The sequence below is a fragment of the Paenibacillus sp. J53TS2 genome (genome assembly GCF_018403305.1).
GTDB lineage: Bacteria > Bacillota > Bacilli > Paenibacillales > Paenibacillaceae > Fontibacillus > Fontibacillus rhizolycopersici.
Genome location: NZ_BOSK01000009.1, coordinates 37,282 through 51,587 on the forward strand (window position 1 = coordinate 37,282; position 14,306 = coordinate 51,587).

Genomic DNA, 14,306 nt, shown 5'->3' on the forward strand with positions numbered 1-14,306 from the left:
TATAATGCTGAGGCCGTCCTCCAAGTGTTATTTTAACAATCTCGCAATATTTTCCGAGGTACGAGCAACATTTTCCTTGCCTTCCGCTAATAAGGTATCAAGATCGGCTGCCTTTGGAACAATACCAAAGATGGCATCAAACCCTTCATCGTATAAGGCCTCTATATCTTGGCCGATAGATCCCGCCAAAGCGATCACCTTGATATCGCTGTTCACGCTTTTTGCTGCCTGAGCAACTCCATAAGGGGTTTTGCCGAATTTCGTCTGAAAGTCGATCCCGCCTTCACCAGTGAAGCAATAATCTACATGTTGGAGTTTTTCTTTAAGTCCGGTATACTCAATTACAATTTCAATTCCTTTTTTCATGGTTGCGTTTGTGAAGGCCAGCAACCCGCCTCCGAGGCCGCCTGCGGCGCCTGCTCCAGGTAAATCTAAAATGTCCGCTCCAATTTGCTGCTTAATGACATTGCTATAATGTCTTAAGCTCTCATCCAACAAGGCAACCATTTCCGGAGTGGCCCCCTTTTGGGGCCCGAAGACTACGGAAGCCCCTTTATCACCACAAAGTGGATTGGTCACGTCGGATGCAACCAGGATATGAATATGTTTTAATTGCGGATGCACGTCAGTGGGATCAATGGTATCCAGTGCAAGGAGGCTTCCTCCGCCAAACGGCAATTCTTTCCCTTCCTTATCCAGGAATTTATATCCCAGCGCTCTAGCCATACCTGCTCCTCCATCATTCGTAGCGCTGCCACCAATGCCTAGAATGATGTCCGTAATGCCCCTTTCAATACAATCCTTTATGAGTTCACCCGTTCCAAAGGTAGTCGTAATGAGAGGGTTTTTGGTTTCCTTCGTCACATGATGAATTCCACTAGCAGATGCCATCTCGATGACACCTGTCTTGCCGTCTCCCAAAATTCCATAATGCGCGATAACTGGTGTTCCAAGAGGCCCGGTCACTTCTTTCTGAATGATGGTGCCACTTGTTGCATCCACCAACGACTGAACCGTGCCTTCACCGCCATCCGCCATAGGAACATGAATACATTCCGCATCCGGAATAGCTCTTTTGATGCCCATTTCCATAGCTTCACACACTTCTTTTGCCGTCATGCTTTCTTTAAATGAGTCCGGAGCCAGCATAAATAGTTTACTCATTGAGGATTCCCCATTCCTTTATAAGATAAATCCGAATAGAACCACGGCTACGATCGTCATTGCTAAACCGACGATGCTTTCATATAAGGCCACCTTCAACCGATCCTTCATGCTCATGCCCATCGCATTCCGTGTCACGTGGAAGTAGGTTCCGTGCGGCAGGTGGTCGATGACCGTAGCCCCCGCATGGGTCATTACTGCGGCCGATAGAGGAGCAACGCCTGTATTGAGAATCGCATTTGAGAAGGAGCCTGTGGCCAAAATAACTCCTGTTGAAGTCGATGCGGTTGCCCCGGCCATCAACACGCCTGCGATAGGTGCCAGGAAGACTCCGGAGATGCCCGACGATTCAACCAATGCAACAACCTCTGCGGGCAGGGTAGAAGCCGTAATCAATCCACCAATGGCACCCGCCCCAATAATAATCAAGATTGTTGGAGTCATTCGATTCAAACCGGCCGTGCAATAGTTCAGTATTTCTTTCGATTTGCCTAAGGTTAAGGCACCGACTACGCCGGCAAACGGTAAAATAAACAATGAATCAATCTTAAGCTTTGCTAAAAAGTCTGCTCCGAGCATCGAGCCAATGGGACTAATCATCAACAGCACAATCGCGATGACTGGAGCTACCAAAGCTTTGGATAAAGGAGGCAGGTTCTTTGAACTGGTTTTTTCCAGTTCAGCTGCTTCCAGATCTGTCACTTTCGTGCCTTTAAATTTAATGAATGATGCGATAATGACAGTAACGGCCAATCCAACAAGCGCAGGAACGACTCCACCTAACATGACCTGGTTTACATCGAGCTGAAATCCGCCGGCCGCTGCAATAGTGTTTGGGTTCGGTGAGATAATGTTGCCCGCCTTACCTCCACCAGAGAGGGCAACGAGCAAAGCGATTTTGGAGTACCCCATTTTATTACCTACCGATAACGCGATCGGGGCAACAATCAAGACGGCCACAGGAATGAATACCCCTACTGCCGTGATCACCATGGTAGCGAGCGCAAGGGATAACATCGCTTTCGTTCCACCTAGTTTATCAACGATGAATTCTGCAATGGTTCCGGCTGATCCCGATTCCATCATTACGCCGGCAAAAACACCTGCAGCGATAATTCGTATAACGGTACCTTGTACACTTTGAGTTCCAGAAATCAGGATGTTGATGACTTCCGAAAAATTCGCCCCGCCGATAAACGCACCAACTATTGCTCCTAGAATTAGTGCATAAGTGGGTGCCAGTCTAAACAAAATTAAAATAATTGCTAGCGCTAAACCCGCTAAAGCACCAATCCAGGATATATCTAATGCTGCTGTCATCTGAAAAATCCTCCTCATGTTGATTGTTCTAATTTGGTGCCCCTATTTAAAATTCACCGTACTAATAAACCTCATTCACATAGCCTCAGTCTCTATCTAGTTGTGTAATTGCGATGTGGTGAAGTTATCCCTCCTTAAAAGTTCCTAAATTCACTAACTTGAATACGGTTTCATTATATTAAGATTTAGGCCATCAAACAATTGATATTCCAATGAATATAATTGTGCATATGCACTAAATTTGTTCGACTCTAAGATTTTCCGATTCACTCGGAGAATTGATATTAACCTTTATAAGGAGACTTGAAATCTATTACCTGATTTAGTCGGCGAGGACGGTTTCATTGCTGGAGCTAATGGAACATTATCAACTTTAATAGCTTCACTGACAGCGAATGTCAGTGAAGTCATTTTATTATGATGATAATCATGGATTACCGATGGACGGTTGGTATCACTTGATGAATTGAAAATAAGGAGAACTTGCAAATGGATAATACGGTATATCTTTATGTTTTTGACACCATGGCAGACTGGGAAATAGGCTACTTAACTGCCGAATTGAACTCGGGAAGATTTTATAAAAAGGGGCTGGCCCCATCAAAAATTGTCACCATGGGAATTGATAAGACTCCAGTAACTACAATGGGTGGATTGAAAATACTGCCTGACACCCAATTGGATGAGTGCAGCATTGAAAGATCTGATCTATTGATTTTGCCCGGTGGAGATACATGGACAGAAGCCATTCACCACCCTATCTTAAAAATTGCTGAGAGGTGTTTAAGGGAAGGAATATGGGTTGCAGCGATTTGTGGTGCTACAATGGGACTTGCCCAGACAGGATTGCTGAATTCACATGGGCATACAAGCAATGATCTGGAATACCTGAAAATGATCTGTCCCACCTATACAGGAGAAAATGATTACAAGATGGAGCCAGCTGTAACTGATGGAAAACTGATCACGGCATCTGGAATAGCTCCGTTGGAATTTTCTGCGCACATCTTGAAAGCTTTGGATGTGTTTTCTCCAAAAACGTTAGACGCCTGGTATAGCCTTAATAAGACTAATGAATCTAAATATTACTATGAGTTGATGAATTCAATACAATGAGGGTCCCAGCGACTTTGCATTGCGAGTCAATCGATTGACCAATACTGCACGTTAGTTCAATAAAAAGAATGCTCGATATGAAATATCGAGCATGACCCAAAATCGGCCTAAGAACGCTCCAACGTTCTTAGGCCGATGCTGTTGAAGCAGGTGCTTCTCAATAGCTACTATACGTGCTGTCCCCCTAGAACAGCCTGAAGACGGTCCAGGTTCTGCTCGTTGCTGTCCGGGCAATATGATTTTACTTGCTCAAATAGGTTCTCGTCTTTAAACTGTTGAAGGAATGTCACACGCGTTCGCGCCCCCTCATCGGTAAATGTCGCCGTCAATCGGAACTCAGGAGCGCCTTGATGCTCCAGAACGATACGCTTTCCCGCCTCGATCTCGATGAACTTATTCTCGTTCGGATATTCCTTGCCGTCTGGTCCGTGAAAGGTAAAACGCCAGAAGCCACCTTCGCGAAAGTCGAATTCGTGGAACGTGCTCGTGAAGCCGTTAGGACCCCACCACCGCGTCAGAAGCTCCGGTTGCGCCCACGCCCGGTAGACATCTTCCCTTGGGGAGTCGTATAAACGCGTGTGGGCAAACTCCAAGTCATTGGCAACCAGATCAAAGTTGTCCTTCGCGGCTAAGGACCCTTCGGTTTGAACAAGCGATTTGCCAAGGAGCTCAAGCAGCTCCCTCGACCCGTGTTCCCGATTCTCCATCGCATCAAGCCCATCGAAGAAGGTTCCTTGCTCCGTAAAGGTCAGCTTCGTGCCGCCATCCGTGTCTGTAAGCTCAATCGTCGTGATGGACACCGAGAACCGCACGCCGTTAAAGTCCATTACGTACGTATAAACAATCCGTTCGAGCGGAACGATGTCCTGATAGATTGCGTCGAATGTGAACAACCCGCCTCCTGGCGCCTCGCCGCTGCTGAATTCCCGTCCGCCTACCCGGAACTCGAACACTTCCGGCTTCGTGAACCAACGCGCTTTGGCTTCAGCGTCAGCCATTGCGTTGTACACTAGCTCCCTGGATGTCGGATACGTCTTATCAATTACGAATGTGCCATGGTTTACGAATTTTTCTTTCATGATTTTATTCCTCCTCGTCATCTGTTTGTACTGTTTCCTCATCCCCGCTCGCCAAAAACATCCCCAGTAGGCCAAAACGTTTCTCCCAACTTTGTTGACGATTAAGGATCGGCTTCTCATAGTCGTTCTTCATTGCTTGCAGCAGTGTGGTGAAATCTTCTACCGTTACTTGAGCTTTTCCTTTCATCCGCTTTGACACATGCCTCAGTTGATCCAGTAGCTTTTGCTGACGCCGTATTTGCTCTTGTACCCGCTCGATTTGCAGGTTGACGACTTCAAGCGGGTCAATTTCGCGGCCCGTTAGCGCCGCCTTCACTTCGTCGAGCGATAGGCCTAACTCCTTCAGCGAAACAATTCGAAAGAGCCGCGATAAGTCTTCGTCGTCATAGAGCCGATGTCCTGATTCCGTGGCTGCCAACGGCGAGAGTAGCCCAATCTGGTCGTAGAAGCGCAATGTACGCACCGTTAGCCCCGTCAATTTGGCCAGATCCCCGACCTTCCAATATCGTTTCATTGATCATCTCCGTTCTTTGTCGCTAGCTCGATTTCCGGTAGCCTTATTATAAAACCTGACGTTACGTAAGGTGCAAGTGATTTATTAAAATTTTAATTTTCTTTGGACAAAAAGAAGAGCCTAAGAAAAACTTAGGCTCTCTATTTATGATTTGAATGACATCCTTTTTGGGATGAACGACTACCGTCGTTTAGCTCCCCTTAAAGTCGGGTTCCCCCAGTGGCGTCAATAAACTGCCCCGTAACCCATCGTGCTTCCTCAGAAGCTAAAAACGCAACGATATCCGCAACATCCTTGGTAGTTCCCACTCTTCCGAAAGCAGACATTGAAGCAGCTTCAGCATGAGATTCCGGGATGGCTAGCCAATCCTTGTTCATATCCGTAGCCGTTACTCCCGGCCTTACTGCATTCACCGTAATACCTTTTGCTGCAAAATGTGGCGCCAAGGCCAAAGTCAGGGTCTCAACGCCGCCTTTAGAAGCCGAATAAATCGTTTGCATTGGACCGGCAACCCGAGTAAAACCTGTAGATATGTTAATGATCCGCCCGCCATTCCGCATAAAGGGGCTGACTGTCTGGGTAAGAAAGTAGGGAGCTTTCAGGTTGACATTAATGACTTCTTCAAACGTTTCAATTGATGTTTCTTCAAAAGGAATGGCCGGCGCAATCCCCGCGTTATTGATTAAAATGTCCAAGTGCACGGTTCCAAGTTCCGAGCGAATCGCATCTTCAAATGCGCTCCAAAGCCGTTTTACACCGGAAAGGCCATCGCTTAATTCCGCCTGTAGAGCTACTGCCTTTGAGCCCAATGCTTGAATTTCATCAACCACTTTTAAAGCCGCATCCCGATTACTAGCATAATGCACGCCGATCCATTCCGCTCCACCCGCAGCTAATTGCTTGGCGATTTCAGCGCCGATCCCACGACTTGCTCCTGTAACCAAGGCTACTTTACCACTGAATTTTCCTGCTTTCGTCGACATCTGATCCTTGCTCCTTTATTGAGAATTTTAGGCCATGTCCTCGTCCCCAGGGGATTGGCGAAATAACATAACGTTCGTTACGATATTGAATATACCCATTTTGGCGAGAACTGTCAATTGTTTAATTACAGAATTCAATATTGATTTTGTCAACGTACGTTGCACGGGCCCTTGTCCAATCGATCGACTAGCTGCGAACCGTAACGTATGTTATGATAACGTACAGTAAAATAATTGAGGTGATCTGACGGGATGGGACGTCATCGCGAATTCAATGTGGATCAAGCACTGGACGCGGCACTTTGCGTGTTCTGGCAAAAGGGTTATGAGGGCACGTCTTACACCGACCTGACGCAGGCCACGGGTGTTGAACGCCCCGCACTCTATTCGGCATTCGGCAACAAGGAAGCGTTGTTCCGCCGAGTTCTGGAGCGCTATTACGAGCATTACCACGATTTCTTCCCGACGGCGATGGAATTGCCAACCTCGCGAGAGGTGGTTGCTCACATCTTTCGCAGCGCCGCCGATTTACAAACTCGTTACCCAGATCATAAGGGGTGTCTATATGTGCACGGCGACTTGGCAGGCTCGGATGAAGCCGAACCTATTCGCCTTTCTCTGATTGATGCGCGTGCCGAGGGAGAGACGATGCTGCGTGATCGCTTGGAGCGGGCAAAACAGGAGGGAGATCTGCCGGAGACTGCGAATTGTGCTGTGCTAGCTGCATTTGTGATGGCCGTGCTCCACGGGATGGCGGTCCAAGCCAAAGCCGGCTTCAGCCGCGACATGCTGGAAGCTGTTGCGGAGCAGGCGCTCTCCACCTGGCCTACCGGCGGCACCACACTTACGAACAAGTCATCTTAAATCGGTCTCGGTACTTTAGCTCAACACAAAAGCCACTCCTTCATCAGGAGTGGCTTTTGTTTACCGCAATTCCATAGATTAGATGTTTATTTTCTGACGCAGTTCGTCCATCATCGCTTCAGCTTGTGATGGATCCTCATCCAACAGCTTCCTGTAGGTCAACATCCAATTTAGGGTTACAAGCATATGATCGTATTCGTCTTTCTTGCGCTCGATCTCTTGGATCTTCTGAAGAATCCATGAGATCACTTCTTGGTTCGTACGTGCGCTAGTATCTTGTTCCTGCAAGATCGTCTTCAGCTCAGCTAACGTGCAGCCGATGCCTTGGAATTTCTTAATTAGCTTCAGCCGCCCAATAGCTTCGTCTGAGTAGTTGCGGTAATTATTCTGCTCTCGCTGAATATGCCTGCCATCAAGCAAGCCTTCCTTCTCATAAAAACGAATGGTATGCGGTGTTAGTCCCATCAAGTCTGCTAATTCTTGAATTTTCATATGATCGCCTACCTCCAAACGCTTGCCTTAGAGTGTACTTTATAGTTTAGACTGATGTCAGATCTTCGTCAAATTCAAAGGAGGCGTTAAACGATTATGCGTATCTTCGTTACAGGTGCATCAGGTTATATTGGAACAGCCGTCGTTCGTGAACTCATCGATGCGGGCCATCAGGTGGTTGGGTTGACCCGTTCAGAGAGCGGTGCACACCTATTAGAGAGCTTAGGAGCTGAGGTGGCTCGCGGTGTTGTTGAGGACTTGGAGTTTTTGCGCCAGAAGGCAGCCGCTTCAGACGGTGTGATTCATCTTGCGTTTAACCACGATTTCTCTAATTTCGCAGCATCGCTATCAGCGGATCTTCGCGCTATCGAAGCATTGGGAGGGGGACTTGCGGGCTCCGGTAAACCACTGGTGATCACAGCGCACGCGAATGGCAAAGCATCGGAGGATGCAGCACTTTCGTTTATTGAACAAGGCGTGAGAGCCTTGATTGTCTCGCTTGCTCCTTCCGTTCATGGAGAAGAGGATAAAGGCTTCGTGCCTCAACTCATTCGAATTGCCCGGGAAAGAGGGGCTTCAGCATACGTTGGAGACGGTACCAACCGTTGGCCGGCGATTCATCGCTTGGATGCGGCGGTTTTGTTCCGACTCGCCGTCGAATCAGCGCCTGCAGGCTCACGATTGGATGGCGTCGGCGATGAAGGCATTCCGTTCAAAGACATTGCCGGCGTCATCGGTCGTCACTTAGATGTGCCGGTAGTCTGCATTCCGCATGAAGAAGCCCAAGCCGTTTTCGGTTTTTTAGGCATGGTCGCATCGCTTGACTTAGCAAGATCAAGTGAGGGGACGAAGGAGCTGCTCGGTTGGAAGCCTCTCCAACAGGGTCTTCTTGCAGATCTGGAGCAAGGGCATTACTTCCTAAAATAGCTCAGGGCTTGCAAGGTATCCTCACCTATGCTTTATCCTAATACAAAAGCCACTCCTTCCCAGGAGTGGCTTTTGTACGCTCGCGCAGAAATGGGGTTTTCGCGGACGGCCGCAATGCCTTACAATATGCTTATGGACTTCGTGTTACACGAAGCTATGCGAGCTTCATCCACTTTTCCCAAGGAGGATCACATATGTATACGGTCAAAGAAGCCGCCCAGATCACGGGGCTCACCGAGCACGCCATACGCTTTTACACGGATAAAGGGTTGGTCCCTAGCTTGCAGCGGAATCAGAACAACATTCGGATGTTCGACGAAGAATCGATCAATTGGCTGCACGGCATCAAATGTCTCAAGCAATCCGGGATGCCGATTGAAGGGATCAAAACGTACGTTGATCTCTGTCTCGAAGGAGATTCGACGATCTCGCAACGTTTTGCTCTTATGATGGAGCATAAAGAAGCGGCGATTGCCAAGCTCGAAGAAGCCAAACGGCATATCGCTCATCTAGAAGAGAAAACCGTTCTTTATCAGGCCATTCTGGAGCATCGCTCTCCGGATACGATGAATCCCGGCAATTGGGACAAAATTCGGCATATGCATCGTGACGTATTTTATTCGCCTTCTGCTGTGCTTACAAATCGACCTCTTTGATAATCCCAAAGTGCTAGTAAATTATATTCGAAAAGATAATAAACCCACCGATGAATTCAACTCCATTCCCACGTCTACATTTACAGAAGGACCAAATCAATTACTGAGAAAGGTTGTTGGTGTAGAATGGGAGCACAAATTTACGCTTATCTGATGTCGGAGGATGCAAGAAGCCAGGCCAACTTCTACATAGCGGCTTTAGGCGGAGAAATTCAATTTCTGGCTACCTACGGGGAAGCGCCGGGAACACCTGAGGCGATGAAGGAGAAGGTCATGCATCTGGCTTTGACCGTAGCCGGGACGAACACCTTAATGTTTGCGGACTCTCTTGAGCCGGTATCGTACAATCGCAGCACCAGCATCTCGATCGTTTATGATGATTTGGCGGAAGCCACGGCGGCCTATGCCAACTTAAGTCAGGGCGGGGAGAGTAAGTATCCGTTCGCCCTTCAACCATGGGGGGCTCATTACGGAGAAGTGATCGATAAATTTGGCGTCACGTGGATGATTACCAAACAGTAAGTTTAAGCTGTCGAGGTCCAGACCTCGACAGCTTTTTTCTTTGCGGCGTTGCTTGAGATTAGCACAACTTGACTCCAATACCTCCAGCGGTTATGATTTACTCAACGATCGTTTAGTGAAAAGAAAGAAGGTCTACGAATGCCAACCGAGCGGAGAACCAACCGAATAACCAGTCGGGATCTGCAAGCGGCTGAACGCAGGCAGCAAATCCTTGATATCGCGAAACGGCTGTTTGCGGAGAAGGGGTATCATGCGACCTCCATGCGCGAATTAAATAAAGAGATCGGCATGGCGGAGGCGTTAACCTATCATTATTTTCCCGGAGGTAAGCTGGAGATTCTGAAATCGGTGCTGCAAACTGCTCAGGAGGAGCGAATCTCCAAGTTTGTGGTCTTTTTCAAGGAGCTGTTCCAAGGCGGGTCGGAGTTAGAAAAGGTTCTGCTTCAGCTCACCTACGGAATTGCCCGGCGCATCCAGGAGGATCAACAATACTTTCAGATTTTAATGCGGGAACGTAAATTGCTTGGACAAGAGCAGCAAGATGCTTTGGATGAGCTGACCAAACAACCGTTTGCGGCCCTTGCCGATTTCCTATCGAAGCAATCCGCTCAGGGAAGTGTCCGGGAGATGGATTATGAGATGGCTGCCTCGCAATTTCTATCCCATGTAGTCGTCTTTGTTGTCCGGGAAATCCTGAATGGTCGGGAGCTGTCCCAGAAAGAGATGCAGCGGATCGCCAGTTTTTACGTACAAATGTGGGCGAAGTAAATTTTTTTACCTATTTTACTCAACGAACGTTCAATCAAATAAAGACTTGTTTCAAATCATAATGAGGAGGGCATCTACGATGGAAGAAATCATCCGCACCGAGCGTCTGACAAAACGTTATAGCAGCCGAACCGTCGTTAATGAGGTTACGATGACGGTCAAGAGAGGGGAAATCTACGGCTTCCTCGGTCTGAACGGAGCCGGCAAGACGACGACGATCCGCTGCTTACTTGGGATGAACAAGCCAACCTCGGGAGAGGTCTATTTGTTCGGAAGAAAGCTTGCCCAGGGGGGAGAAGCGCTTTGGAAACGAGTTGGTTATCTGGTGGAGACACCGGCAGCCTATCCCGGATTTACGGTAAGGGAGAACTTAAAGTTGTTCGCGAGGCTGCACGGAGTCCGGGAGCGGAGTGCCGTGGAGGCGGTGATGGAGAAGCTGAGCATGAGCGAATATGCCGAGACGCAAGCCAAGCATTTATCACTGGGCAATGCGCAAAAGCTGGGATTAGCCAAAGCGCTGCTGCATCATCCGGAGATTCTGATTCTTGATGAACCCACCAACGCGCTCGATCCGGCCGGAATCGTCGAAGTTCGTGAATTACTCCGAAATTTAGCTGAACGGCATGGGGTGACCGTATTTATTTCCAGCCATATTTTAGAGGAGATTTCGAAGATTGCCACCCGAATTGGAATCATTCATCGCGGGGTACTTCTGCAGGAACTATCGGCGGGCGAATTCGAACAACTCCGGCAAAAGCGGCTCTATATCGGGGTCAACGATCAGACGGAGGCTGCGCGAACCGTTCTGATCAATGGCGGTTATCATGTCCGGGTTACCGATAACGGGGGGTTAGAGGTATCCGATGAACACGCCATCCGGCAACCGGAGACCGTGGCGAAGCTGCTAACGGACGCGCGTCTCCCGCTTGCTTTATTGAAGGTGGAGGAAGAGGATTTGGAGGCTTATTTTCTGAAAACGATTGGAGCCAAAGGGGGGACGGAAGAATGAGATCTTTGCTTGCAGCCATTCGGACCGAAAATACGAAGCTATACCGTTCCTATGTCTTGTGGGGAACCCTGGTATTCTTCCTGTTTGTTACGGCCATTCGCGTTGGCGAGGGGGATTGGAACACATACCTTACTAATGTCGTGTTTATGTTCGCTAGCGTATTTGGTATTGTCGGTTTTGGCGTGGTAGCGGGTTGGACGTTTGGACGAGAATATGCGGACCGTACCATGAAGGATTTGCTGGCACTTCCCGTATCACGGGGGAGAATCGTTGCCGCGAAATCGATGTCGGCCATTGTCGGGTGCCTGGTGGTCGTGCTAATCACGCTCGGCTTTGCGATATTGCTAGGTTTTGTCGTAGGTGTGCCTGGTTTTTCGATGGATAAGATGCTGCATCTCGTGCTCCAATTGCTGATTATTTCCGGCATTCATCTATTCATGTGCGGTCCGGTCATTTGGATTGCTTGCGCATCACGGGGTTATTTGGCTCCGATGGCGTTCGCCTTTTGTACGCTGATGGTGGCCTTGATTGGGGGACCGACGCGTCTAGGTGCATATCTTCCTTGGTCGATCCCGGCTCTCCAGTTGGCGCAGAGCGGCGGGGCCGTGTTTCCGCTGGGGCCGGCAAGCTATATTATCCCTATCGTTGTTGGCTTTGCGGGTTATCTCGGGACTTGGGCCTGGTGGCGTTGGGCGGATCAGAAGTAAGGCTAAAAGAAGCTGGCGAGAAGGAGTTAACCCGAACCTCCCTGCAGCATTGCAGGATGATTCGGGTTCGTTGGGTTTCGAGGCCTTGGTGGACTAAGCTTTCGGTTTCAGTTGGAACTGATTGATCTGGCTGTTCAAAGATACCGAAATGTCGTTGAGTTGACCCGCGTGGCTGGAGACTTCCTGGGCGCTTGCCAGCATTTCTTCGGACGAGGCGGAGATTTCTTCCGAAGAGGCGGACATTTCTTGGGCAAAGGCCGAAACGGCCGATACTTTATCGACGACGATGTCTTTGGTTTGAAGCGTGTTTTGGATGTTAAGGTAAGTTTCTTCAATCAATGGAGCAATCGCCGATACCGCTTCAAGAATATCCCGGAAGGAATCGGTCGTGAGCTCAACCGATTGCACCTGGTTACCCATGAGGTCTTCCACCTCGTGAGACGTTTGAAGGACTTCCTTCGTTTCAACGGCAATGGATTCGATCAACGCTTGGATCTGTTCCGTAGCGATTTTGGATTGCTCCGCCAATTTTCGAACCTCTCCGGCGACGACAGCGAAACCTGCCCCTGCCTCCCCGGCTCTGGACGCCTCAATCGCGGCATTTAAGGCTAGCAGATTCGTTTGATTGGAGATTCCGTTAATAGTCTGGGTAATCATGCCGATTTGCGAGACGCTGTCTTCGAGCGCCGTCAGTTTGACGTGGACCTCTTGGACGGCTGTCGTCAAGCTTCCGCTGGAGGACGAGACGAGTTCGATGTTTTCTTTGCCTACGCCGGCTTTGTCCTCTGCTCCGTCTACATGATGTTTCACCATAGCCATCTCATCTTGAATTCCATCGAGATGTTCCGCCAATTCCGACATCAACTCGACGATTTGCGTCAGCTCGTCCGCTTGCGAAGCCGTTCCTTCCGCCACGTGCTGAATTGCGGTCGCGACCTCGCTGGAAGCAGAGCTTAGCTGGGTGGAGGCCGTAGCCAACTGTGCGGACATATCGTCCGTTTGATCGGCTTTGCCCTGAATGCCGGATACGACGTCTCGCAAATGGATGACCATGTCTCTGAAGCTAAAGGCTAAGGCACCCACTTCGTCTTTGCCTTTCGCCGTAATCTCGTGATATAGTTCACCGTCAGCTACTTGCTTGGAGGCTTTGGCCAACTGTTGAATCGGCTTGATCACCCGATTGGTAACAAAGAACAAAATGAGCGAGATCAGAACATAAGCAGCCGCACTGACCACCGTGGTGAGCAGGATAATCTGGTTTATAGTTCGTTCTGTATTTTTCATCGAAAGTCCGATGTCGATTGCGCCAAGAACTTTGCCGTCCATTTTGATAGGGAGAATGATATCGTAGACCTTCGTTTTCTCTTTCTCGTAATAATACGTTGAAGTATACGTCTTGCCTTGTTGTATCGCCGTCTTACTTCCCTCATCATCCAGAGAAATGCCGATTCTTTCCGGATCCGAATGGGCGGCCGCCTTCAGGTTCGGATCGATGAAGAGGGCATATACGATTTCTTCGTTTTTGCTTAGATTATTGATTAAATACTGGTACCCTACACTGTCCGTAAACGTCTGGATTTTATTGGCCAAAATGCCGATCTGGATAACTCCGCCATCGCTTCGTTTCACGTATCCGTATTTATAATAGTCCCCCGTCTCCTTGCTTTTTCTGATGTCTTCCACATAGAAAGCGGCTCCGCCGCCAAGAACCTGCTGGGCCTTATGTTCTTTGCCGAAGACGGTGCCTATGCTGGTGGGCAGATTGGAGTACTCGATCGTACCGGACGCGTCTGCCAAATTGATTTCGTCGACTTCAAATTGCTTGGCGATCGCAGTCAAATATTCATTATTGGTGGCCGACTGAATGTTTGCATTCAGGTAACCGCCTAACGTTCGGATATCGGCTTCTGTAGAGGAATTGATGATTTCGAGTGCTGAGGAGCTCATTTCAAGTTGCGAGACCGCTTGATTTGCGATCAGGAGCCCGTCACTTTTCATTTGGTTTAGTAGACTTCGTTCTGTTATGTTGGTCACGCTAAAAGCAATAACCAGAATCGCAATCAATACGCTTGCGAGGGGAATACCTAACAGTTTCAGCCGAATGGAATGCAGGTTAAGCAATTTCTTCATGTTTTGCGCCGTCCTTTTTGTAGTCATTTTTTGGGTAATAGGGCCCAACCATTAT

The 14,306-nt window shown here is 48.7% G+C and carries 15 protein-coding genes; 8 read left to right on the plus strand and 7 right to left on the minus strand.

The features are described 5' to 3' along the window. Nucleotides 1–27: 27 nt before the first annotated feature. Complete coding sequence (locus KJS42_RS18140; protein ID WP_213623685.1) at nucleotides 28–1,164, minus strand: glycerate kinase family protein; 1,137 nt, start codon at nucleotides 1,162–1,164, stop codon at nucleotides 28–30. 18 nt (nucleotides 1,165–1,182) lie between these two features. Further along, nucleotides 1,183–2,484 (minus strand): GntP family permease, encoded by a 1,302-nt coding sequence (locus KJS42_RS18145; RefSeq protein ID WP_193419112.1) that lies wholly within the window; start codon nucleotides 2,482–2,484, stop codon nucleotides 1,183–1,185. 489 nt (nucleotides 2,485–2,973) lie between these two features. Here KJS42_RS18145 and KJS42_RS18150 point away from each other — a divergent pair, with 489 nt between their 5' ends. Continuing rightward, the gene (locus KJS42_RS18150; protein ID WP_213623686.1) at nucleotides 2,974–3,600 is read left to right on the plus strand and encodes a type 1 glutamine amidotransferase family protein; all 627 of its coding nucleotides are present in this window, start codon (nucleotides 2,974–2,976) and stop codon (nucleotides 3,598–3,600) included. A gap of 167 nt (nucleotides 3,601–3,767) precedes the next feature. Here KJS42_RS18150 and KJS42_RS23335 read toward each other — a convergent pair whose 3' ends face one another. The 3 genes from KJS42_RS23335 to KJS42_RS18165 form a co-directional block, all read right to left on the minus strand. After that, entirely contained in the window at nucleotides 3,768–4,679 is a 912-nt protein-coding gene (locus KJS42_RS23335; RefSeq protein ID WP_213623687.1) for an SRPBCC domain-containing protein, read from the minus strand. A 4-nt stretch (nucleotides 4,680–4,683) separates the two neighbouring features. Beyond that, nucleotides 4,684–5,193: a MerR family transcriptional regulator gene (locus tag KJS42_RS18160; RefSeq protein ID WP_213623688.1), complete on the minus strand. Its 510-nt coding sequence runs from the start codon at nucleotides 5,191–5,193 to the stop codon at nucleotides 4,684–4,686. 200 nt (nucleotides 5,194–5,393) lie between these two features. After that, nucleotides 5,394–6,176, minus strand: a complete 783-nt coding sequence (locus KJS42_RS18165) for an SDR family NAD(P)-dependent oxidoreductase (RefSeq protein WP_193417662.1) — start codon at nucleotides 6,174–6,176, stop codon at nucleotides 5,394–5,396. 252 nt (nucleotides 6,177–6,428) lie between these two features. On the opposite strand from KJS42_RS18165, the gene KJS42_RS18170 reads away from it, so the two are divergent. Then, a complete protein-coding gene (locus KJS42_RS18170; RefSeq protein WP_155608445.1) occupies nucleotides 6,429–7,040 on the plus strand; it encodes a TetR/AcrR family transcriptional regulator in 612 nt (203 codons plus the stop codon). Between the two features lie 78 nt (nucleotides 7,041–7,118). Here the strand turns inward: KJS42_RS18170 and KJS42_RS18175 are convergent, their stop codons facing one another. Then, a complete protein-coding gene (locus KJS42_RS18175; protein ID WP_155608444.1) occupies nucleotides 7,119–7,532 on the minus strand; it encodes a MerR family transcriptional regulator in 414 nt (137 codons plus the stop codon). Nucleotides 7,533–7,628: 96 nt separating this feature from the next. On the opposite strand from KJS42_RS18175, the gene KJS42_RS18180 reads away from it, so the two are divergent. From KJS42_RS18180 to KJS42_RS18205, 6 genes are all read left to right on the plus strand, one after another. Next, the gene (locus KJS42_RS18180; protein ID WP_213623689.1) at nucleotides 7,629–8,459 is read left to right on the plus strand and encodes an SDR family oxidoreductase; all 831 of its coding nucleotides are present in this window, start codon (nucleotides 7,629–7,631) and stop codon (nucleotides 8,457–8,459) included. Nucleotides 8,460–8,653: 194 nt separating this feature from the next. Further along, nucleotides 8,654–9,115 carry a MerR family transcriptional regulator gene (locus KJS42_RS18185; protein WP_213623690.1) on the plus strand — a complete coding sequence of 154 codons (462 nt, stop codon included), beginning with the start codon at nucleotides 8,654–8,656 and terminating at the stop codon, nucleotides 9,113–9,115. Nucleotides 9,116–9,241: 126 nt separating this feature from the next. Further along, a complete protein-coding gene (locus KJS42_RS18190) occupies nucleotides 9,242–9,637 on the plus strand; it encodes a VOC family protein (protein WP_155608439.1) in 396 nt (131 codons plus the stop codon). 138 nt (nucleotides 9,638–9,775) lie between these two features. Continuing rightward, complete coding sequence (locus KJS42_RS18195) at nucleotides 9,776–10,405, plus strand: TetR/AcrR family transcriptional regulator (RefSeq protein ID WP_213623691.1); 630 nt, start codon at nucleotides 9,776–9,778, stop codon at nucleotides 10,403–10,405. Between the two features lie 79 nt (nucleotides 10,406–10,484). Beyond that, complete coding sequence (locus KJS42_RS18200; RefSeq protein ID WP_213623692.1) at nucleotides 10,485–11,414, plus strand: ABC transporter ATP-binding protein; 930 nt, start codon at nucleotides 10,485–10,487, stop codon at nucleotides 11,412–11,414. Then, the gene (locus KJS42_RS18205; protein ID WP_213623693.1) at nucleotides 11,411–12,121 is read left to right on the plus strand and encodes an ABC transporter permease; all 711 of its coding nucleotides are present in this window, start codon (nucleotides 11,411–11,413) and stop codon (nucleotides 12,119–12,121) included. The genes KJS42_RS18200 and KJS42_RS18205 overlap by 4 nt, the downstream gene beginning before the upstream one ends. Before the next feature lie 93 nt (nucleotides 12,122–12,214). Here the strand turns inward: KJS42_RS18205 and KJS42_RS18210 are convergent, their stop codons facing one another. Then, nucleotides 12,215–14,251, minus strand: a complete 2,037-nt coding sequence (locus tag KJS42_RS18210; protein ID WP_213623694.1) for a methyl-accepting chemotaxis protein — start codon at nucleotides 14,249–14,251, stop codon at nucleotides 12,215–12,217. Between the last annotated feature and the right edge of the window lie 55 nt (nucleotides 14,252–14,306).